At 73.0% G+C, this 20,375-nt stretch carries 18 protein-coding genes and 1 pseudogene; 11 read left to right on the plus strand and 8 right to left on the minus strand.

Annotated features, from left to right (window positions below; genetic code table 11):
- Nucleotides 1-7: 7 nt before the first annotated feature.
- Entirely contained in the window at nt 8-3,313 is a 3,306-nt protein-coding gene (locus GCU60_RS18130; RefSeq protein ID WP_163207783.1) for a TM0106 family RecB-like putative nuclease, read from the minus strand.
- A gap of 644 nt (nt 3,314-3,957) precedes the next feature.
- On the opposite strand from GCU60_RS18130, the gene GCU60_RS18135 reads away from it, so the two are divergent.
- From GCU60_RS18135 to GCU60_RS18155, 5 genes are all read left to right on the plus strand, one after another.
- Nucleotides 3,958-4,332, plus strand: coding sequence for a hypothetical protein (locus tag GCU60_RS18135; protein WP_163207785.1), 375 nt, complete (start codon nt 3,958-3,960; stop codon nt 4,330-4,332).
- Nucleotides 4,333-4,488: 156 nt separating this feature from the next.
- Complete coding sequence (locus GCU60_RS18140) at nt 4,489-5,709, plus strand: NADH:flavin oxidoreductase/NADH oxidase (RefSeq protein WP_163207787.1); 1,221 nt, start codon at nt 4,489-4,491, stop codon at nt 5,707-5,709.
- A 159-nt stretch (nt 5,710-5,868) separates the two neighbouring features.
- A complete protein-coding gene (locus tag GCU60_RS18145; protein WP_163207789.1) occupies nt 5,869-7,110 on the plus strand; it encodes an MFS transporter in 1,242 nt (413 codons plus the stop codon).
- 112 nt (nt 7,111-7,222) lie between these two features.
- Nucleotides 7,223-7,846: a hypothetical protein gene (locus tag GCU60_RS18150; protein WP_163207791.1), complete on the plus strand. Its 624-nt coding sequence runs from the start codon at nt 7,223-7,225 to the stop codon at nt 7,844-7,846.
- Between the two features lie 107 nt (nt 7,847-7,953).
- Complete coding sequence (locus GCU60_RS18155; protein WP_163207793.1) at nt 7,954-8,862, plus strand: hypothetical protein; 909 nt, start codon at nt 7,954-7,956, stop codon at nt 8,860-8,862.
- A gap of 18 nt (nt 8,863-8,880) precedes the next feature.
- On the opposite strand, the gene GCU60_RS18160 is transcribed toward GCU60_RS18155, so the two are convergent.
- From GCU60_RS18160 to GCU60_RS18185, 6 genes are all read right to left on the minus strand, one after another.
- A complete protein-coding gene (locus GCU60_RS18160) occupies nt 8,881-9,414 on the minus strand; it encodes a DUF4916 domain-containing protein (protein ID WP_163207795.1) in 534 nt (177 codons plus the stop codon).
- A gap of 105 nt (nt 9,415-9,519) precedes the next feature.
- Entirely contained in the window at nt 9,520-9,942 is a 423-nt protein-coding gene (locus tag GCU60_RS18165) for a hypothetical protein (RefSeq protein WP_163207798.1), read from the minus strand.
- 165 nt (nt 9,943-10,107) lie between these two features.
- On the minus strand, nt 10,108-11,898 hold the full coding sequence (locus GCU60_RS18170) for a putative bifunctional diguanylate cyclase/phosphodiesterase (RefSeq protein WP_163207800.1): 1,791 nt from the start codon (nt 11,896-11,898) through the stop codon (nt 10,108-10,110).
- An 87-nt stretch (nt 11,899-11,985) separates the two neighbouring features.
- Complete coding sequence (locus tag GCU60_RS18175) at nt 11,986-13,395, minus strand: DUF4407 domain-containing protein (RefSeq protein WP_163207802.1); 1,410 nt, start codon at nt 13,393-13,395, stop codon at nt 11,986-11,988.
- A gap of 108 nt (nt 13,396-13,503) precedes the next feature.
- Nucleotides 13,504-13,767, minus strand: a complete 264-nt coding sequence (locus GCU60_RS18180; RefSeq protein ID WP_163207804.1) for a hypothetical protein — start codon at nt 13,765-13,767, stop codon at nt 13,504-13,506.
- 103 nt (nt 13,768-13,870) lie between these two features.
- Nucleotides 13,871-14,452: a TIGR03086 family metal-binding protein gene (locus GCU60_RS18185; protein WP_163207806.1), complete on the minus strand. Its 582-nt coding sequence runs from the start codon at nt 14,450-14,452 to the stop codon at nt 13,871-13,873.
- A gap of 54 nt (nt 14,453-14,506) precedes the next feature.
- On the opposite strand from GCU60_RS18185, the gene GCU60_RS18190 reads away from it, so the two are divergent.
- The 4 genes from GCU60_RS18190 (at nt 14,507) to GCU60_RS18205 (ending at nt 17,356) form a co-directional block, all read left to right on the plus strand.
- Nucleotides 14,507-14,926 (plus strand): DUF1810 family protein, encoded by a 420-nt coding sequence (locus tag GCU60_RS18190; protein ID WP_163207808.1) that lies wholly within the window; start codon nt 14,507-14,509, stop codon nt 14,924-14,926.
- An 80-nt stretch (nt 14,927-15,006) separates the two neighbouring features.
- A complete protein-coding gene (locus tag GCU60_RS18195) occupies nt 15,007-15,807 on the plus strand; it encodes a hypothetical protein (RefSeq protein WP_163207810.1) in 801 nt (266 codons plus the stop codon).
- A gap of 56 nt (nt 15,808-15,863) precedes the next feature.
- Nucleotides 15,864-16,895, plus strand: a complete 1,032-nt coding sequence (locus GCU60_RS18200; protein ID WP_345770682.1) for a glutathione S-transferase family protein — start codon at nt 15,864-15,866, stop codon at nt 16,893-16,895.
- A gap of 50 nt (nt 16,896-16,945) precedes the next feature.
- The gene (locus tag GCU60_RS18205) at nt 16,946-17,356 is read left to right on the plus strand and encodes a hypothetical protein (RefSeq protein ID WP_163207814.1); all 411 of its coding nucleotides are present in this window, start codon (nt 16,946-16,948) and stop codon (nt 17,354-17,356) included.
- Between the two features lie 19 nt (nt 17,357-17,375).
- Here the strand turns inward: GCU60_RS18205 and GCU60_RS18210 are convergent, their stop codons facing one another.
- Nucleotides 17,376-18,911, minus strand: coding sequence for a class I adenylate-forming enzyme family protein (locus GCU60_RS18210; protein ID WP_163207816.1), 1,536 nt, complete (start codon nt 18,909-18,911; stop codon nt 17,376-17,378).
- Nucleotides 18,912-19,092: 181 nt separating this feature from the next.
- Here GCU60_RS18210 and GCU60_RS18215 point away from each other — a divergent pair, with 181 nt between their 5' ends.
- Nucleotides 19,093-19,644, plus strand: coding sequence for a DUF6318 family protein (locus tag GCU60_RS18215; RefSeq protein ID WP_163207818.1), 552 nt, complete (start codon nt 19,093-19,095; stop codon nt 19,642-19,644).
- Between the two features lie 170 nt (nt 19,645-19,814).
- Nucleotides 19,815-20,375 (plus strand): annotated as a pseudogene (locus GCU60_RS18220) (hypothetical protein); the annotation flags it as partial.

Below are 20,375 nucleotides of genomic sequence, written 5' to 3' on the forward strand. Positions count from 1 at the left end.
GACTCCATCAGGCCTGCATGCCCGGGTCCACCGGGACGAGCGTCGCCGACTCCACCAGCCGGCACAGGGCGTTCACCCGGCGCAGCTGGTCCGGCGTCCGCACCGGCGCATCCAGCAGCAGCGGGCTCAGCACCACTGCGGCCAGTGCCTGCGCCCGCGACACGGCCACGTTCAGCCGGTTCAGGTCGTAGAGGAACCCGACACCGCGAGGTGCGTCGTCCGCGCTCGTGCTGGTCATCGAGTACAGGACGACCGGCGCCTCCTGGCCCTGGAACTTGTCCACGGTCCCCACCCGCGCACCGGCCGGCAGCGCCGCCTTGATCAGGCCGACCTGCGCGTTGTACGGCGCCACGACCAGCACGTCCGACGGCCCGATCGGCGCCTCCACGCCCTCGTGGTTCCGCCAGGTGGAGCCCTGGACCGAATGCCACAGCCGCGCGACGAAATCGGCCTCCTGCGGGCTCTTGTCCGCCGCCGTCAGCTCGTGCCGCACCGGCACCGCCCGCAGCCCGCTCCCCGCCAGCGGCCCCTCCCCCAGCACCGCGACACCCTCGCGACCGTCCGCCGCCTCGAGCCGGCCCTCGTAGGCCAGCTCCGACACGAACGCGGTCAGGTCCGGGTGCATCCGGTACGAGCGGTCCAGGAACACCCCGCGGTCGGCCGGGATCGTCGCGTGCCCGTCGAGCAGGTGCTCCAGCGCCGAGGCGCCGGACTCCCCCGGGTGCACCGCCTGGCTCGGCTGGGCCAGCTGCTGCGGGTCGCCGAGCAGCACCATCGACCGCGCACCCCGCGCCACCGCCACCGCGTTCGCCAGCGAGAACTGCCCCGCCTCGTCGACCACCAACACGTCCACGGCAGCAGCCAGGTCCGGTCGCGTCCAGAACCACGCCGTGCCCCCCACCAGGTTCACGTCGCCGGCCAGCAGCTTGCCCGCCACGACGGCGTTGTCCGCCGACCAGGCGACGTCGTCGGAACCGCAGTGCTGATCCGCCGTGCACTTCTGCAGCGCCGGCCGCCCGACCGCCTTCAGCAGGTTGCCGATGACGGCGTGCGAGGTCGCCGTGACGCCGACCTTCTTCCCGGCGTCCAGCAGCTCGCGGATCAACTCGGCCGCGGCCGTCGTCTTGCCGCTTCCGGGCGGGCCCTGGATCGCCAGCACCTCACCGTCCAGCGCCAGTCCGAGCCGCACGATCGCCTCGGTCGTCGTCTCACCGGGCAGCAGCGGCGTTCCCGCGGGAACGCGACGCTCGACCAGCGCGGCACCGAGGCAGTCGCGGCCGGCGAGCACGTCGTCGGCCGTGGCCTGGATCGCCTCGCGCAGGCTCTTGGTGTTCAGCGGCCCACCCGGCCCGAGGCCGCGCGGCAGCGGCGCCTCCGAGGCCGTCGTCTTCAGCACCAGCCGCCCGGCCGCGGCGTCGAACTCGAAGACCTCGCCGACCTTCTTCGCGGTGTCCACGTCGAGCGCCTCGCCGGTGGCGACCTTCGTGTCCTGCACCGGGAACGAGTACTCGTACAGGTGGCTCTTCTTCTCCGGGCGCACGTAGCGCTCGAAGGTCAGCCCGCCCAGCGCCGTGCCGTCCTGCTCCAGCTCCTCGGCGTCCAGGTCCTGCAGGCGGTAGACCTCCCACCAGGCCGGCCGGTCCTCGCGTCGGTGCCAGCCGACGAGGTCGCCGAGCAGCTCGTGCCCGGCGTCGTGCAACCGAGAAGCCAGCTCAAGCTCAGCAGCCTGCGCGTCGGTGACCTTCGAGTCCGGCGCCGAGGAAGTCAGCGACGGGCGCGGGAGCGACCCGTGCACAGCCTCGAGCTCGGTTCGCTGCTCCTCCAGCCAGTCGTGCAGCTCGCGGGTCGAGTCGACGTCCTCGGTGTTGTACGACTCGATCGCGGCCAGCTTCGCGGCGTCGCCGTCGCGCAACCACTGCTCGTAGACCAGCACGCTGCCCAGCCCGCTGGCCACCTCGCCCACGTGCGACCGCCCGTAGAACGCCTCGACCTTCTTGATCGAGTACGACTCCTTGCTGATCCGCATCGACTGCCGGACGACGGGATAGAGGTCGACGAACCGCTCCTCGCGCAGCAGCTGGTCCAGCTCCGCCTCCCGGACGCCGTAGCCCCCGGTCAGCTTCTTGAGCGCGGTGACCTCGTACGGCGCGTAGTGGTAGATGTGCATCGCCGGATCGGCCTGCGCGGCGGCGACGATCCGGTCGATCAGCTCGACGACCATCTGCTTCTCCGCCGGCCGGTCGTGCGCCCACAGCGGTGTGAACCCGCCCGACCGGTCGCCGAGCCCGGCGAGGTACTCGATGCCCGCGCCGTCCTCGAACCAGGGGTCGCCCTCGAAGTCCAGGTAGAGGTCGCCCGCCGACGGCGGCGGCAACCGGAGCAGACCCAGGCCGGGGACCGGCGGCAGCAGTGTCCGCGACGACTGCCCCGTGGTTCGCTCGCGAAGCTGCTCGGCCGCCTGCTGCTGCAGTCGCACGCGTGCGTCAGAGCCGATGCCGGACGCCTTCAGCTGCTCCGGCGAAGCAATCGCGAGCGCCTCCAGCGTCCGGATGCCCGCCGCCCGCAGCAGATCTCGGTGGTCGCCGCGCATGCCGGCCACGAGGCCGAGGTCGTCCGCCGAGCGCAGCTCGCCGTTGCAGCGCTCGGCCCAGCGGCACTGCTCGCAGTAGCCGATCGGCGACGGCCCGGTCTCCGGTGGCGCCTCGACAAACGTCTCCAGCCTGGTCCGGGCCCGCCGGGCGTACGCGGCGACGTCGCTCAGCCGCCACGGCCGCGAGACGCCGTCGCCGGTGACGACGTGGACGAACTCCGGTGCCACGCCCTGCAGCTTCGTGAGCCGCTCGGCGTAGGTGGCCATCTGCAGCAGGGCAGCCACCTTGAGCTTCCGGGCGAGCTTGGTGTCTGCGATCTCGTACGACCAGTCGCCGAACACCGGGGACGGCCGGTCGATCCGGAGCAGGAAGTCGGACTGCCCGCCCCAGACGCCGTCGAAGAACGTCCCCTGGTAGACGACGTCGACGCCGCTGCGCATCGCCTCGACCGTCTGCTCCTCGGCCCGGCGGCGTCCGTCGGCGTCGAAGACCGTCTCGATCCGCGCAATGGACTTGCCGGAGGCCGCCAGCGACGCGAGGTACTTCTCCTCGTGCGCCATGCCCCGGTCGAAGACGAACTGCAGCTCCTCGGTCGTCTCGACCTCCGGTGCCGCCCACTCGCCCGCGGCCACCCCGAGGTCCAGCCGGGTCAGGTGCCGGCACTCCTGATGGGCCGTGAGGTCGGTCGGGCTGAGCACCAGTCGCCCGTCGAGTCGCTGCATGCCCGTGCCTCCGTCGTCCGCGGTCCCCGTGAGGCCGACCGGCCCCGCCCGCGGATGGGACCGGACGGTACTGACAGGTTCCGGCTTCGTGTCACCCGGTCGGACGACGCCGGCGGAGCAGCGAGCGGCTCAGCTCCCGGTGCGCGCGACGGCAGAGCCTGGCCAGCCGGCCCCCGGCCGGAACGCCCGACGTCGGAGCAGCGCCGGCTCGACCGTCCGGGCCGGCGCCGGCACCACGCGCAAGGCGGTCCGCGCTTCCGGACGGGGCAGGGTGTCCCGGCACCAGCGCTCGCAGTCGGCCAGCAAGTTGCCCGTGGACATCGGGCGGAACGTGGGAGCGGGGGGCGTGCCGGACAACGCTGGTGAACTCCTGGGATCGGACCGGATCGATCACCTTCACCGGCCCGGGGGTTCCGGGCACCGGGCTCGGCTCACGCCGGCCGACGAGGGGCCGGGAGCCTGCCGGATGTGCAACGGGGAAGGACGCGACGACGACCGTAGGCGACACCGAAGGCCCGATCCCGGACCGGCACGCTCGCCGCTGCCGGACGACGCAGATCACGGCACGTCGACGAGCACCCGCTCGGTCGCCGCGCCACCGTTCCGCCCTCGCCCGGGACCACCGCGGCGCACTAGCGTGAGACATGGTCATCGTGCTGGTCGAGCTGCTGCTCCTCGGCGTGGTGGTCCTGCTGTGCTGGTTCGTCGCGACGTCGCTGCTGCCGGCACTCCGCAGCGGGACGCCGCACGCCCTCCGCCGCTCCGGGCGGGACCGGGCCGTGCTGGCCGCCGCGGTCGCGCAGGCCCGGTGGGTTCCCGGCCACGACGAGGTCGACGGCCGCACCCGCATCCTCGTCCGCCGCACCTACATCGGCCCCGACGGGCTTCCGGTCGTGCTGGACGAGCGGGTGCTGGAGGACTTCTCCGCCCAGGACCCCGCGTGGGAGGCCCGGTTCACCGAGGGCATGGCGAGGGCCCGCTTCCGGTGCACCTACCTGAACACCGAGGAGTCCGGCTAGCCGACGGCAACCGTGCGCGATACCCCGGACACGGCTCTCACGGGCGACGAGAAGCCGCTGTGCGGAGAAGTTGACCCAGGTCGCCGACCGACGAAACCGCCGCGGAGCGCGCGCGGGGTGTCCTTCCACCACCAGCCGTCGTCGAGAGGAACGTCCGTGCCCGACCTGTTCTCCCCCTTCACGCTCAAGGGCGTCACCCTGCGCAACCGCATCGCGATGTCGCCCATGACGATGTACGGCTCCGTCGACGGGAAGATGGACGACTACCACGTCATGTACCTCGGCGCCCGCGCCGCCGGTGGCTTCGGGCTGGTCTTCCCCGAGCAGATCGCCATCACCCCCGACGGCCGCACGACGACCTCCTGCGCCGGCATCTGGGACGACGACCAGATCGAGGGTCACGCCCGCGTCACCTCCATGATCAAGCGGTTCGGCGGCGTCGCCGGCATCCAGCTCGGCCACACGGGCCGCAAGGGCAGCGAGGTCCCGCCGCACAAGGAGACCAACGCCCAGGGCTCCTGGAAGGCACTGCCTCCGGACCACCCGGACGGCTGGCTGACCGTCGGCCCCTCCGCCATCCCCGCCGGCGGCGACCACTCCTACCCGGTGCACGCGCTCACCCGCGAGGAGATCAAGGCGCTGCACCGCAGCTACGCCGACGCCGCCCGCCGCGCCGCCGACGCCGGCTACGAGTGGCTGGAGATGCACTTCGCCCACGGCTACCTCGCCGCCAGCTTCTTCTCGCCCCTGGCCAACCAGCGCACCGACGAGTACGGCGGCAGTGTGCGCAACCGCGCCCGCTTCCTGCTCGAGGCACTGGACGCCGTCCGCGAGGTGTGGCCCGAGCACCTGCCCCTCACCATGCGGCTCGGTTCGGACGACTTCCACCCCGACGGCACCCAGTTCGAGGACTCGATCGAGGCCATCGGCTGGATGAAGGAGCACGGCCTCGACCTCGCCGACCTGAGCATGGGCGGCAACACCGACGACATGGTCGACCCGGCGTTCTTCAACGAGCCGGCCGGCTTCGTGTCCCGAGCCACCCGCGTCCGCCGCGAGGTCGGAATCCCGGTCGCCACCAGCTGGAACCTCGGCATCCCGGCGACCGCCGACAGCGTCATCCGCCAGGAGCTGATCGACGTCGCGATGATCGGCCGCCCGGCGCTGTCGAACCCGCACTGGCCGGTGTGGGCGGCCCGGGAGCTCGGCCACCCCGCACCCTTCGACCTGGTGCCGGCCGACTGGCGATGGTGGCTGTCGAACTTCCGCGGCCACGCCCCGAGCATCGGTCTGCCGCCGACGCCCGCTGAGGTCCGGGCCGCTGTCGAGGCCGATGTGCCGGTGGCCGAGTTCGGCGAGATGAAGCTGTCCGCCTGAACCGGAGGACGTCCGGCCGTGGCTCGCCGCCCTGCGAGCCACGGCCGGAACGGCGGCCGCGAGTAAGCTGTCCGCGTTCCGAACGTCCGTGTGTAACTACCTGCTGTCGGCTGCGCCGGCGGATCAAGGCGGCACGCCCGATCCGCAGCAGTAGAGGTCATGTTCCGCACGCGCCCGACCGACTCGGTACTCATCCGCTCCGCCGGTCTCTCCTACTTCCCGCTCGCGTTCATCGCGCGGCTCCCCTTCGCGATGATGATCGTCGGGGTGCTCACGCTCGTCGTCGCCGAGCGCGGCTCGGTGACCCTCGGCGGGCTCAACTCCGCCTTCGCCGGCCTCGGCACCGCGCTCGCCGGCCCGCTCCTCGGCGCCGTCGTCGACCGGTTCGGTCAGCGCCGGGTGCTCGTCCCGGTGGGGCTGACGAACGCCGCGCTGCTCGGCGCCTTCCCGCTCGTCGTCGCCAGCACCGCCGCCGACGCCGTCCTCCTCGCACTGTCCGTGCTGATCGGCGCCTCCGCGCCGCAGATCGCGCCCATGTCACGCACCCGGCTGATGGCGATCATCCGCCGCTCGGTGCAGCCGGACCGCCGCGAGAAGGTGCTCAGCGGCACCATGGCCTACGAGTCGGCCGCCGACGAGATGGTCTTCATCGTCGGCCCGTTCCTCGTCGGGCTGCTCGCCACCGCCCTCGCCCCGTGGGTCGCCATCGCCGGCGCCAGCGCCCTGACGTTCGTCTTCGTCACCGCCTTCGCCCTGCACCCCTCCGGGCGGCTGCACCAGGGCGTCGACGAGACCCACACCGCGCAGGCACCCGCCCGCGAACTCCTCCGGTTCACGCTGCTCACCGTCGTCGTCGGCACCCTCGGCGTCGGCCTCTTCTTCGGCGCCACCCTGACCAGCCTCACCGGGTTCCTCGCCGCCGACGGCGACGGCGACAGCGCCGGCCTGCTCTACGGGATCATGGGCATCGGCTCGGCCGTGCTGGCGCTGGGCACCGCGGCCCTCCCCCAGCGGTTCACGCTCCCGGCGCGATGGCTGACCTTCGGGTCGCTGCTGCTCGCCGGCGCGGTCCTCTTCGCCTGTGCCGAGTCGGTCACCGGCCTCGTCGTGGCACTCGCCATCCTCGGCTGCGGCGTCGGCCCCACGCTGGTCACCCTCTACAGCCTCGCCGCCGCCTCCAGCCCGGCCGGCCGCTCGGCCACCACCATGACGATGCTCGGCTCCGCGGTCGTCGTCGGCCAGGCAGCGACCTCCGCGGTCGTCGGCCTCGTCGTCGACCGGCTGGGCACGGACGTCGCCCTGGTCGCGCCCGCCGTCGCCGCCGGGATCGTGGTCGTCGCCGCGCTCGCGCACACGGCGTCGAAGAGCCGCGCCGAGGACCGGGAACTCCTCCCCGCCTGAACCGGGACGGCGGGCGCGTCCGCACCCATTGACAGCGTCCCGACGCCGAGAACCATGGCCGTCGCGGGACGCCGTCGGGGCGCCACGCCTGTCCCGAGGAAGGGAGGGCGTCATGTACGCCCGCACCACCACCCTGATGGCCGACCCCGCCCGCATGGACGACGGCATCGCCGACGTCCGCGACAACGTCCTGCCCGCCGTCAGCGACATGCTCGGGTGCGTCGGGCTGTCGATGCTGTGCGAGCCGATCTCCGGTCGCTGCATCGTCACCACCGCGTGGGAATCCGAGGACGCCGTCGCCGGCAGCCGCGAGCGGGTGCGCGCCCTGCGCGACCGGGCCGCCCGGCAGTTCGGTGCCGACGACGCGGAAGTCCAGGAGTGGGAGATCGTGGCGATGCACCGCCTGCACCCGGCGGGCGACGACGCCTGCGCCCGGGTGACCTGGTCCTGCGTCGACCCCGCCGACCTGGACCGCGTCCTCGACGTCTTCCGCACCGACCTCATCCCGGCCATGGACGACATGCCCGGCTTCTGCAGCCTCAGCCTGATGCTCGACCGGCAGACGGGGAACAACTCGCTCACCGCCGTCTACGCCGACCGCCGGTCCCTGGAGGCCACCCGCCAGCGGGCCATGGGCATCCGCGACGAGTTCCGCCGCCGGCTGCACATGTCGGCCACCGAGGTCGCCGAGTTCGACGTCGTCCTGCACCACCTGCGCGTCCCCGAGCTGGTCTGACCGAACCAGACGCCCACAGCCGGCCCGTCCGCCCCGTGCGTCCCAGGGGGTCCGGCAGCCCCTCCGGAGACCCCCGGAACGGCGACGTGCCGTCCTAGGCTCCCGCGGTGTCCACGACCGAAGAGATCGACTCCCGTACCGCGCTCCCCCCGGCCGGCGACGACCTGCAGTACGAGTTCATGTCCGCGCGCGCACTGCGCGGCACCGAGGCACGGACGATCGCCAAGTGGGAGAAGGACGGCTGGGAGCTGGACACCCGCACCCAGGGCACGCTGCGGACGGACCTGACCTTCCGCCGGGCGAAGCCGAAGAACCCGTGGCAGCAGTGCGTGGCGTTCCTCGCCGCGCACTGGCCGGCGTTCGGCCGGCTGACGTCGACGACGCAGCAGGTCGCCCTCGCGGCCGCGGCCGCCGTGGTGGCGCTCGTCCTGGTCGGTGCCCTCGTGGTGGCGAGCGTGCTGGGTGGCGGCACCGCCCAGCCGGCCGCAGCACCGACCGAGGCCGCCCCCAGCGAGCAGCGGGCCGCGGACACCGCCACCGAGCAGCCGTCCGAGGCGCCCCCGACGGCCGAGGCCTACACCTACGCAGGCCCGCAGTACGAGGTCGTCGTGGTCGACGAGGACGTGAGCGCAGCCGGACTGACCCGGTACTGGGTGTTGACCGACCCGTTCGACTATTCGACGGACGAGTACCAGAACCAGATCAAGCTGATCGTCGACGACCTCGCGCGCCAGGACGGCACTGCCGATCTGATGGTGGACGTCGTCACGGACCGGGAGATCGCCGAAGCGGAAGCCTTCTCGACGATGCAGGCGTTCATCGAGGAACACGGCGACGACTACTTCGTCAACACGATCCCCAAGAAGGAAGAGCAGCACTGGGTCGCGTCGTACACCGGCGGCTTCGACTACGACGCCGGTCAGCCGAGCAACTCCGCCGACGCCTACGAGATCATCTGGTGGAACCCCAACGCGCCGGAAACGATGGAGCAGTGGCAGCCGACCCTCGCCGGCTGAGCTGCTGCGGGGTGGTCGTCAGACGCCGAGGTGGTTGAGCGCCTGCAGCAGCAGCGTGCTCTGCCCGTTCATCAGCTCGGCCAGCACCGCCGGGTCGCGCGCCTCGAGCGGTGAGAACCAGGTGAGCTCCAGCGCGTCCTGCTGCGGCTCGCAGTCGCCCTCCACCGGCACCACGTAGGCCAGCGACACCGCGTGCTGCCGCGGGTCGTGGAACGGCGTCACCCCCGGCGTCGGGAAGTACTCGGCGATGGTGAACGGCTGCGGCGCGGGCGGCACCCGCGGCAGCGCCAGCGGCCCGAGGTCCTTCTCCATGTGCCGGAGCAGCGCCGCCCGGATGCGCTCGTGGTACTTCACCCGACCCGACACCAGGGCCCGCTTGATCTGGCCGTCCTCGCCGGCCCGCAGCAGCAGCCCGACGGCGATCACCTGGCCGTGGTCGTCCACCCGCACCGGCACCACGTCGACGTACACGATGGGCAGCCGCTCGCGCGCGGCATCCATCTCCTCACGGGAGAGGAAGCCGCCACCGGTCTGCGTCGTGAGCTCGGTCATGAGCACTGTCTAACCGATGCGGGCTCCTCCACGCGCGATCGGGGGCCCATATGGCACGAGCCCCGCATCTGCTCGGCAGGTGCGGGGCTCGTGGCGGAGCGGAGGTCAGTCGCCGCTGTAGGCGGCGACGCCGAACTGCTGCTCGCCCTGCTCGTCGGTCTGGACCAGCACGGTGTAGGCCTGGCCACCGATGATCGCCGCGCAGGTGTCGCCCTCGCACTCGACCGTCGTCACCTCGGCGCCCTGCTCGGTCACCGACCGGGTGAAGGCGGCCTCGGTCTCGGCGTTGGCGTCGTCGATGCTGCCGCGCCACAGGATCAGCCCGGCGATCGCGATCGCCGCGACGAGCACGGCCACCATCGCCGCGATCAGCAGCGCGGTGTTCCGCTTCGGCTGGGTGGGCTCACCGGCCGGCGAGCCTGCCGGGTACGCGGCACCCGCCGGAGAGCCGGCAGCGGGGTGGACGCCCTCCTGCCCCGGGACGACGCCGGGAGTCGGGTCGGGCTGGTTGGTGCTGTCGGTGCTCATCGCAGTGGTTCCTCGTGATCGGGACGTCGGGACGCCGAGGAGCTCCACGCAGCAGTCCGCCGGCGGCTCCACCCTCAGCCGTCCAGCTGACCCGAGGAGCCTCCCACAGCGACCGCCTCGCAAGGCGCCGTCCCCGGCGACTCACAGCCGACCCGCAGCGAACCCTCAGCCGTCGGCGCGGCCAGCGAGCGCCACGACCGGCGCCGCGACGTCCAGAGCGGCCAGCGCCGCCACCAGCTCGGCCACCGGACGCGGCCGGCCGTACAGGTAGCCCTGCGCCAGCGGGCAGCCCAGCGAGGCAAGCGCCTGCGCCTGCTCCGCGGTCTCCACGCCCTCGGCGATGAGGATCAGGTCCAGCGCGTCGGCCAGCGCCATGACGCTGCGCAGCAGCCGCGCCCGCCGGCTGGAGGTGGTGATCGCCGAGACGAAGGAGTTGTCCAGCTTCAGGAAGTCCGTCGGCAGCGTGTCCAGCCGGGACAGCGCCGAGTAGCCGGTGCCGAAGTCGTCGATCGCCACCCGCAGCCCGTGCTCGCGCAGCACGTGCAGCGCCTGCACCGACCGGGTCGACTCGGCCTCCACCAGGCTCTCGGTCACCTCGACGACGGTGCGCTCGGCCGGCCAGCCGGAGCCCTCCAGCGTGGCCAGCACCCGGTCGGGGAAGCCGGGGTCGTCCAGCTCCAGCCCCGACACGTTGACGGTCAGGAACAGCGAGCGGCCGGTGGCCTCCGACAGCGTCCGCGCGTCCCGGCAGGCGGCCGCCCACACGAAGGCGCCGAGTGCGCCGATCAGGCCCTCCTGCTCGGCCACCGGCACGAAGTCCATCGGCGGCACGGCGCCCAGCTCGGGGTGGTTCCAGCGCACCAGCGCCTCCACCCCCACGACGACGCCGTCGGCCGGGGTGACCACCGGCTGCAGGTGCACCGACAGGCCACCGGAGCTGCCGGCCGCCAGGGCGGCGGCCAGGTCGCGCGCCATCGGGCTCTGCCCACCGGCGTCGAGCTCGCTGCGGCCACGGCCGAGCGTCTTCACCCGGTACAGCGCGGCGTCGGCCCGGCGCATCAGGTCCGCCGGCGAGTCGCCCAGCGCGAGCTCGGCGACGCCCACGGACGTGCCGATGCCCGGCAGTGCGGCCCGCAGCGCCTCGGCGCAGGCGAGCGCGCTGTCGCCGTCGGAGCCCGGCAGCAGCAGCGCGAACTCGTCGCCACCGTGGCGGGCGAGCACCGCACCGCGGGGCAGCACGCTCCCCCACGTCAGGGCGACCGCGCGCAGCATCTCGTCGCCGGCCGCGTGGCCCTGCGTGTCGTTCACCGTCTTGAAGTGGTCCAGGTCGAACAGCGCCGTCGACAGCGGCTCCCCGGTGCGCACCGCCGTCCGCACGGCGACGTCGAGCGCCTCATCGAAGCCGCGCCGGTTCACCAGCCCGGTGAGCGCGTCCTCCTCGGCACTGGCCGCGCGCCGCGCCAGCAGGCCGATGGCCCCCGCCGAGCCCACGACGAGCACGGCGAGCACGGCGGCCGGCCCGGCCGACACGTCACCCCGCAGGACGACGACGACGGCGCCGATGACGAGCAGCTCGGTGAGGAACCCCAGCGCCCAGCGCACGGAGAAGAAGAGGAAGGCGGCCATCGAGGCGAACGCGCTCAGCGCGAGCACCGCGACCGCGCCGCTCACCGTGGGCGCGGCGTGCGCGAAGACGCCGATGCCGAGGACGCCGACGGCCAGCAGCACCTGGAAGAAGACCAGCGGCACGCGGTGCCCCCAGCGGATCACGCCCAGGCCCACCACGGTCGTGACCGGACCGAGGGCGACGACCCCGAGGAGCATCTCGTCCAAGCCGCCCGCGGTGCCCAGGACCAGTGCGCTCGCGGCCACCCCGCCCATGGCGGTGAGGAAGCCGCTGGTGCGCGCGACCAGGCGCGGAGTGGCCACCTCGGGTGCCATCCGACTGATCCGCATGCCAGAACCTCGGCACCGGGCCGCCGGAACTCAAGCGTCCGCATCCCCGCCGTCGCGATGTCCCCCAGATCGGGGTAACGCCGGAGGTCAGACGGTCGTCGGCATCCGATCGGCCGGCTTGCGGCGCACCGAGCGCACCGTCCGGACGGCGGCGTTGCGGGCCAGCTCCCGGATCGGGCCGGTGTCCCACAGCTGCCGCGGCGCCTCGTCGGCGGTCTCGGCCGCCGGCGTGGTCTCGCCCTGCCGCTCCCGCTCCACCCGCGCCGCCACCTCGGCCAGCGCGAGCCGGCGCCGGGCCAGGATGGCCTCCCGCTGCCGGTCGACCCGCTCCTTCTCGGCGAGCACCAGCAGCTCCTCCTTGGCCCGCGCCACCGTGCGCCGGGAGTCCTGCGCCATGGCCTCGAGATCGACGTCGCCGTTGTCGCGCAGCGCGGCCAGCCGGTCGTAGGCGGTCGGCGGGCTGAAGTTCAGCAGCAGCTTCATCAGCACCGGCAGGATCTCCACGCACATGAACAGCAGCGAGAGCATGAACTGCGCGGCGGCCAGCGTGCCGTTCTCGTCCCCGAGGCGGTCCAGCGCCTCCAGCCGCAGCAGGATGCCGCCCGAGCCCTCGTTCTGGGCGTCGAAGGCGCCCTGCAGCCGGTCCAGCTCGGCGCTCAGCCGGGCGAAGTCGTCGCGGTCGCGGTCCAGCGACGACGTCGCCAGCTGCGCGCTGCGGCCCTCGGCCGCGGTCACCCCGGCGACGGCGGCGTCGAGCTCGGACCGCGCCGCGGACACGACCGCCTGCTGCGCGTCGGCCGCCGCGCGGGCCTGCACGTAGGCCTGCCCCGTGCCGGCGTCGCCGGTGCCGCAGGTGCCGTCCAGCTCGCACTGCGCCTTGGCTTCGAGCTCGCGGGACACCGCCAGCGCCTGGTCGAGCGCCGCCTGCTTGCCGGAGACCTCGGCGCGCACGGTCATCAGCTGCTCGTCGCTGCGCCCGCCGCTGGCGACGATCGCCTCCTGCGCGGCGATCCGCTCCTCCAGCTCCGGCAGCCCGGCGAACCGGGTGTCGGCCTCCAGCGTCTGGCGGTGCGCGTCGGCGGCCTCGGCCTGCATCACCACGATCTCGGCGTCGATCTCCTTGTGGAACACCTGCAGCGTCAGCGGCGTCGCGACGACGACGCCAAGCACCAGGGCCAGCCCCACGCGGGGCACCGCCAGCACGAGGTTCCGCTTCAGCGACGAGTCGTGCGCCATCCCGACCAGCAGCATCCGGTCCAGGTTGACCACGACCGCGCCCCAGCCCAGGCCCACGAGCAGCGCGAACGGCCACCAGACGCCGAGGGCCATGTGCACCGCGAACGCCGCGGAGACCGCGGCCAGCCCGCCGGTGCTGAGCAGCACGCCGCCCAGCGCCACGAACTTGGGACGGGCACCGGGCGCCGCCGTCAGCACGTCCTGACGCGCCCCGGCCAGCACCGCCAGCGCGTTGCCGATCCGTCCTCGTCCAGCCCTCATGTGCGTGCACACCCCCGGCGACGGGGATTGCGGAGATCCGTCGCCTCACCTGCCCTTATCGGCAGGCCCTGGGGTGTGACGGGACGGTCACGGCGTGAGGCATGTCGCTCAGCCGTCCGGCGTGCTGCCGTCGCCCCCGCCTTCGGTGTTGTCGTCGGAGTCCAGGCCGCCGGTGCCCTTGTCGACGGCGTCGTCGTCCTCCTCGCCGCCGTCCACCGGATCGGGGCCGCCGACCTCCTCCTGCTCGAACTCCTCCTCGAGGGTGGTGCCCTCCCCGACGTCGGCGTCGTCGCCGTCGCCGTCGCCGCAGCCGGTCAGCACCAGCCCGGCGGCGAGCACGGCGCCGGCCAGCTTCCGTGGGGTCCTGCGCATGGGTCCTCCTGCACGGTCGTGAACTGCTCTGCACATCCGTGCCCGGCGACCCCGCCGTCACGCGATCCCGGCGCCAGATGACACGGGTTCGACATGTCGCCCGTCAGGTCGAGGACCATCCGGGGTCGCGGCCGGTGCGGCCCAGCAGCCGGTCAAGCGCCGGGGCGTCGTCCGGCACGGGCACCACCGGCCCGAAGAGCCCCTCGGGTTCCTGGCTCGGGTCGCTGCGGTCGCCGACGAACTCCAGGCACGCTCGGACGGCGGCGGCGTCGGCACGGAAGGGCTGCCCGGTGGCGACGGCGAGGTCCCAGCCGTGCACCAGCACCTCGTCCAGGGCGACGGCGGCCATCGCCGGTGCCGGCATGCGCACGCCGGCCACCTCCGTCTCGCCCTCCCAGGCGTCCGGCTCCCGCCAGGCGGTGGCCAGCGCCGCCAGCTGGGCGGGCAACCGGATGCCCCAGTCCGGCGCCAGGTTCGCCGCGTCGGCCGACGGGCCGCCGGCGAACTGCGTCTTCTCGGCGGCGAAGCGGAACGCCAGCGTCAGCCCGACCAGGTGGTCGAGCAGCGCGGCGACCGACATCCCCTCGCACGGCGTCGGGTGGCACAGCTGGTCGTCGCGCACCCCGGCGACCACGCGGGCCAGCTCGGCGGTCTGCGGTCCCAGGTCGAGCGTCGTCGTCTGCATGCGGTTGAGACGGCCCGGGCGCCCCGGACTCATCGGTGCGGCAAGCTGCGGGACGTGAGCGATCCCTCCGACCTCCGCCGGTTCCTCGACGCGCAGTCCCAGACCTACGACCAGGCGCTGGCCGAGCTGCGTGCCGGTGAGAAGCGCACGCACTGGATGTGGTTCGTCTTCCCGCAGATCGCCGGGCTGGGCCGCAGCGGCATGGCGCAGCGGTTCGCCGTCGCCGACCTCGACGAGGCCCGCGCGTACGCGGCCCACCCGGTGCTGGGCGCGCGGCTGGTGGAGTGCGCCCGCGCGCTCACCGCGCTGGACACCGACGACCCCGTCCGGGTGCTGGGCTCGATCGACGCGCAGAAGCTCCGGTCGTCGATGACGCTGTTCGCCCGCGCCGCCCCCGACCAGCCGGTCTTCCGCGAGGTGCTCGCCCACTACTTCGCCGGCGCGGAGGACGACGCCACGGTGAGCCGCCTCTGATCGAGCCGCGCCGGAAGGCCTCCCCCGGAACGCACGGGTTCCCTACGCTGCTGCGGTCACCGATCTCAACGGGGCCCGTCATGCCGTTCGTTCCCCTGCTCGGGCCACTGCGGGCCCAGGCCGCCACCGCCCGTGTGCCGCACGGCGGGCTCGCCCGGCCGGCCCTCGCGTTCGCCGGGGTGGCGCTGCTGGTCACCGGCGCCGTGGGGGTCTTCGTCTCCACCAACGCGACCGGCACGGCCGCGCTGGTCGCCGCCGGGCTCGCCCTCGTCGCGATCGCCGTCTACGGCGACCGGATCGAGACCGTGGAGGCGGCCGGCCTCAAGGTGCAGCTGCAGCAAGCCGCCGCCTCCCAGCTGGTGGCGGCGACGGAGGCCGAGGCCGCCGGCGACCTCCAGGGGGCCCAGCGCCTGCGCGAGCAGGCCGCCCGGCTCCTCGAGGCCGCGCGGACGGTGGCGACCCGCTACCAGGCGATCCGGGCCACCCAGCCCTCCAGCTGGCAGCGCACGGAACGCCTGCAGGAGCTGATCGCAGAGGAGTCGCGGACGCTGTCGGGCGCCGTCGACTCCCCGGAGGCCGTGCGCGAGCTCTTCCGCGCCGGCGACGAGGGCTACCGGATCCTGGCCATCGGGATGATGTCGGCCAACCCGGCACTGGCCGATCCCGAGACGATCGCCGACGCCGTCTCCTCGCCGCGGACGGCGTTCGAGCAGTTCCACGCCCTCCGGGCGGCCGAGGCCCTCGCGAGCCGGCAGCCGCCCCCGCCGGGAGTGGACGCGGTCCGTGAGGCGGTCCGGGCGGCGTCGTCCTCCGACGGGCTGGGCGCTCCGGACTCCGATCGCGGGCGCCTGGCGCGGCGGGTGCTGGAACTCCTTCCGTAGGGGTTCCGGACGACCCCGCCTCGCGGCGCCGACGCCCGTCGGCGATGGTTGAGGGCGTGAGCACCGACAGCGGTTCCGGATACATCGAGCCCGAGTACACCCGCGACTCCAAGTACATCTCCGACCGGATCACCGCCGACGGCTCCAGCCGCTGGCCCGTGGAGGCAGGGCGCTACCGGCTCGTCGTCGCCCGCGCCTGCCCGTGGGCGAACCGCTCGGTGATCGTGCGCCGGCTGCTGGGCCTGGAGGACGCCATCTCGATGGGCATGTGCGGGCCCACCCACGACGAGCGCAGCTGGACCTTCGACCTCGACCCCGACGGCCGCGACCCGGTGCTGGGCTACGAGCGGCTGCAGGAGGCGTTCTTCGCCCGCGACCCGGAGTACTCCCGCGGGATCACGGTGCCGGCGCTGGTCGACGTCCCCAGCGGCGCCGTCGTCACCAACGACTTCCCGCAGATCACGCTGGACCTCTCCACCCAGTGGACCGCCCACCACCGCGACGGCGCGCCCGACCTCTACCCCGAGCACCTGCGGGACGAGATGGACGAGGTGATGGAGCGCGTCTACCAGGAGGTCAACAACGGCGTGTACCGGTGCGGGTTCTCCGGCTCGCAGCGCGCCTACGACAGGGCCTACGACCGGCTGTTCACCACGATGGACTGGCTGTCCGAGCGGCTGGCCGACCGCCGCTTCCTGATGGGCGACCAGATCACCGAGGCCGACGTCCGGCTGTTCACCACGCTGGCCCGGTTCGACGCCGTCTACCTCGGCCACTTCAAGTGCAACCGGCAGAAGCTGTCGGAGATGCCGGTGCTGTGGGCCTACGCGCGCGACCTGTTCCAGACCCCCGGGTTCGGCGACACGATCGACTTCCCGCAGATCAAGGAGCACTACTACGTGGTGCACGCCGACATCAACCCGACGCAGATCATCCCCCAGGGGCCGGACACGTCGAACTGGCTGACGGCGCACGGCCGCGAGGAGCTCAGCGACCGGCCCTTCGGTGACGGCACGCCGCCCGGACCGCCGCCGGCGGCGGAGCAGGTGCCCGCCGAGCACGGGCCCGGGGGCATCGCCCACCGCTGACCTGTGGACAACGGCCGGGGAGGTCGTCGGGAGCTGGCACGGTGACCGGCATGACGATCTCCCCGTCCCCCGACGCCCCCGTCCGCGCCGCCGCCGAGCTCACCGACCGCTGGCGGGCCGTCCTCGAACCACCCGTGTTCGGTGCCCGCAGCATGTGGCTGACCTGGTTCGGGGCCGACGGCCGCCAGCTGCCCCTGGTGATCCCGGTCGACGACCTGCCGCTCGCGCCCGACGCCGCCCTGCTGGTCGGTCTGCGGGACGTGCACGAGTCGGTCGTCGTCGACCAGCTCGGTGGCGTCGGGCACCTCGCGCTGGCGCTGTGCCGGCCGGGTGCGGCCGCGGTCACCGGCGACGACGAGGCGTGGGCCGAGGCGCTGCGGCACGTCCTGGACGAGGGCTCGTGGAGCCTGCACGTGGCAGCCGGTGGCGAGGTCCGCCCGCTGGTCGCCGGCCCCTCCTGATCCGTCTCGCCCGGTCCTGTCAGCGCGGGACGGCGACCCAGCCCTCGGCCTCGCGCAGCGCCGTCTTCAGCACCTTGCCGCCGGCGTTGCGCGGCAGCGGCCCCTGGGCGACGCGGACGAACTGCGGGCACTTGAAGTCGGCCAGCCGCTCGCGGGCGAAGGAGCACAGCGAGCCGACCAGCTGGTCGGGGTCGGTGCCGGGCCGGGGCAGGACGACGGCGCCGACCTTCTCCCCCATCACCGGGTCCGGGACGCCGACGACCGCGACCTCGAGTACGTCCGGGTGGGCGGCGAGGGCGTTCTCCACCTCGACGCTGTACACGTTCTCGCCGCCGCGGTTGATCATGTCCTTGGCTCGGTCGACGATCCGCACGATGCCGTCGGTGATGGTCGCCAGGTCGCCGGTGTGCAGCCAGCCGTTGCGGAACGTCTCCGCCGTCCGGGCCGGGTCGCCCCAGTACCCGGCGACGACGTTCGGCCCGCGCACCAGCAGCTCGCCGACGCCGGTGACGGGGTCGGGCCGGTGCAGGCGGACGTCGTTCACCGGAGCCGGGAAGCCGACGGCGTCGGCGTGGGTGTCGGCGTACTCGTCGGGCAGGAACGTGGCCAGGGCGCTGGTCTCGCTGAGGCCGAACCCGTTGCCGAGCCGGGCGCGCGGGAAGGCCTGCCGGAGCCGGTGCACGAGCTCGGGCGCGATCGGGGCGCCGCCGTAGCTGAGGGTGCGGACGCTTGCGACGTCGGTGCTCGCGACGTCCGGGTGGCGGAGCACCAGCTCGTAGATCGTCGGCACGCTGGTGACCAGGGTGATGCCGTGCTCGGCGATGGCGGCGAGGAAGGCGCCCGGCTCGAAGCGCGGCATGAGCACCGACGTGCCGCCGAGGGCGATCTGGGTGATGAACTGCGAGTTGCAGCCGGTGACGTGGAACAGCGGCACCGAGATCAGCGTGGCGTGCCGCACGCCGGGTTCGCGGCTCAGCCCACGGCAGCGGATGACCGTCTCGATCGTGCTGAGGAAGTTCTCGTGGGTGGTCATCGCGCCCTTGGGACGACCCGTGGTGCCGCTCGTGTAGAAGAGCGCGGCGACGTCGGTGTGCGCGGGTTCGGGCAGCTCGCCGGGCTCGCCGTCGGGCAGCGGCTCCCCCGGGCGGACGACGTGGGCGGCGCCGCAGTCGTCGAGGATGAACTGCGTCTCCGCCGGGGCGAGCCGGGTGTTCAGGGGGACGACGACGGCGCCGGCCAGCTGGGCGCCCCAGAAGGCGAGCACCCAGTCGACGCCGTTGCCGAGCTGGACGGCGACCCGGTCGCCGGCGCCGACCCCGGCGTCGCGCAGGCCGCCGGCGACGCGTAGGGCGCGCTGCCAGAGCTCGGCGTAGGTCAGCTGACCGCCGCCGAGCTCGACGACGGCGGTGTGCTCGGGGCGCTGAGCCGCCTGCTCGCGGAGGACGTCGACGAGGTTCTGCGGGAGGTCGGTGTAGCGGCGGATGCCGTCGGCGCCGACCTCGATGCCGCTGGTGTCGAACGGGTAGTTCCCCGGTGCGGCCGTCGCCGTGCTCATGCGCTGCTCCCCCATCTGCGGTCGTGCCGGACGGATTGTGCGCCGGTGAGCCAGGTCTCCACGCGCCGGGCGGTCACCCGATCCGGCGGCAGACTGCGGCTGTCCACAGTTACGGAACCGCACACGCCCCAACCCTGCGTAGTCTCCCGCTGTGCGTGATCGTCGAGGACTGCGTCGAACCGTGGTGGGCCTGCTGATCGGGACGGCCGTGCTGACCGGCTGCTCGGAGAAGCAGGAAGCCAACGAGAGCCTGCCCACGCCCTCTGCCACCGAGACGACGCCAGACCTCCCTCCCCTCGGCCCCGAGGACATGCCGATGCCGGCCGAGGCTCGCACCCAGGACGCGGCCGGCGCCGAAGCATTCACGCGGTACTACATCGACCTCATCAACCGGACAACCAACTCCATGGACGCCGAACCGCTGCGGCAGTTCAGCGACGGGTGTCGGGACTGCAACCGGATCGCCACCAACACCGAAGAGGCTGCCGCGGCCGGACAGGCATACCGCGACGGTCGGATCGCGATCACCACCGTCGCGCCACCGGTCATCGATGGTGGAGTTGCGTCAGTAGCGGTCATCTTCGACCAAGCCCCACTGATAGTCGTCGACGCGTCGGGTAATCGGGTCGAGGATGGTAGTTCCGATGCCTACACCGGACTGACTGGTGGCATCGGTTTGCGGTGGGATGGTGAACGCGACTCCTGGCTCATCACTGACTTCACCGTCGGATGAGTGCGCTGCGAGGGGCAGGCCTGCTTGTTCTTGCCGTCCTCATCGGACTCGTTTCGACGCCCTCGGTGGCGTCGGCCGCCGAGTGCGGCGACTTGTTCTGCCCAGAGGTCACCACGGGACGCGGATCTCTGGCTGCGGCTTACGTAGAGCAGAGAGCGGGCGGATCCGGGATGGCTTCGAATGCGGCCCCGGACAACCATCCTTACACGTACCAGCTGTCGCACCCTTGCGTAATCGACGACCGGGAGAACGGCGGTTGCCGGGCAAGCGACTTCCGCGAGTGTCCTGCCGCACCTGATCGCGTCGTCGAGGACTTGGTCCCTGAGTCACGGCGCTTGGCTCTCCCCGACCCGAACCCCGACGACGACGTCGTCGAAACCGTGACGACTGACGGCTACCCCACCTTCGGCGCTCCGGTGGGGACGCCAGTCGGACCTTGGATCGTCGGGGAGCGCGGATGCATCGACATCACCGCTCTGAATCCTCCGCCGTCGCCCGATGAGGTGTTCCGCTACTTCCAGACCCTGCCGCTCCCGCAGCTGACCACCCAGCACCAGCCACCCGGCGACGTGCTGACCGGACTGCCGGTCATCTTCTACACCGACTCCCCCACCACCCAGACCTTCACCGTCGACATCCGCGGCTTCCAGGTCGCCATCGAAGCCACCGCACAACAGTTCACCTGGCACACCGGCGACACCACCGGCCAGATCACCAGCACCGACCCCGGG

Origin of the sequence: Blastococcus saxobsidens (genome assembly GCF_010682065.1) — a bacterium.
Taxonomy (GTDB): Bacteria; Actinomycetota; Actinomycetes; order Mycobacteriales; family Geodermatophilaceae; genus Blastococcus; species Blastococcus saxobsidens_B.

What these genes read in the sequence shown, in the direction of transcription:
- GCU60_RS18130 (WP_163207783.1), bottom strand. Translation starts at nt 3,313, where the DNA reads ATGCAGCGACTCGACGGGCGACTGGTGCTCAGCCCGACCGACCTCACG.
- GCU60_RS18135 (WP_163207785.1), top strand. Translation starts at nt 3,958, where the DNA reads ATGGTCATCGTGCTGGTCGAGCTGCTGCTCCTCGGCGTGGTGGTCCTG.
- GCU60_RS18145 (WP_163207789.1), top strand. Translation starts at nt 5,869, where the DNA reads ATGTTCCGCACGCGCCCGACCGACTCGGTACTCATCCGCTCCGCCGGT.
- GCU60_RS18150 (WP_163207791.1), top strand. Translation starts at nt 7,223, where the DNA reads ATGTACGCCCGCACCACCACCCTGATGGCCGACCCCGCCCGCATGGAC.
- GCU60_RS18160 (WP_163207795.1), bottom strand. Translation starts at nt 9,414, where the DNA reads ATGACCGAGCTCACGACGCAGACCGGTGGCGGCTTCCTCTCCCGTGAG.
- GCU60_RS18165 (WP_163207798.1), bottom strand. Translation starts at nt 9,942, where the DNA reads ATGAGCACCGACAGCACCAACCAGCCCGACCCGACTCCCGGCGTCGTC.
- GCU60_RS18170 (WP_163207800.1), bottom strand. Translation starts at nt 11,898, where the DNA reads ATGCGGATCAGTCGGATGGCACCCGAGGTGGCCACTCCGCGCCTGGTC.
- GCU60_RS18175 (WP_163207802.1), bottom strand. Translation starts at nt 13,395, where the DNA reads ATGAGGGCTGGACGAGGACGGATCGGCAACGCGCTGGCGGTGCTGGCC.
- GCU60_RS18180 (WP_163207804.1), bottom strand. Translation starts at nt 13,767, where the DNA reads ATGCGCAGGACCCCACGGAAGCTGGCCGGCGCCGTGCTCGCCGCCGGG.
- GCU60_RS18185 (WP_163207806.1), bottom strand. Translation starts at nt 14,452, where the DNA reads ATGCAGACGACGACGCTCGACCTGGGACCGCAGACCGCCGAGCTGGCC.
- GCU60_RS18195 (WP_163207810.1), top strand. Translation starts at nt 15,007, where the DNA reads ATGCCGTTCGTTCCCCTGCTCGGGCCACTGCGGGCCCAGGCCGCCACC.
- GCU60_RS18205 (WP_163207814.1), top strand. Translation starts at nt 16,946, where the DNA reads ATGACGATCTCCCCGTCCCCCGACGCCCCCGTCCGCGCCGCCGCCGAG.
- GCU60_RS18210 (WP_163207816.1), bottom strand. Translation starts at nt 18,911, where the DNA reads ATGAGCACGGCGACGGCCGCACCGGGGAACTACCCGTTCGACACCAGC.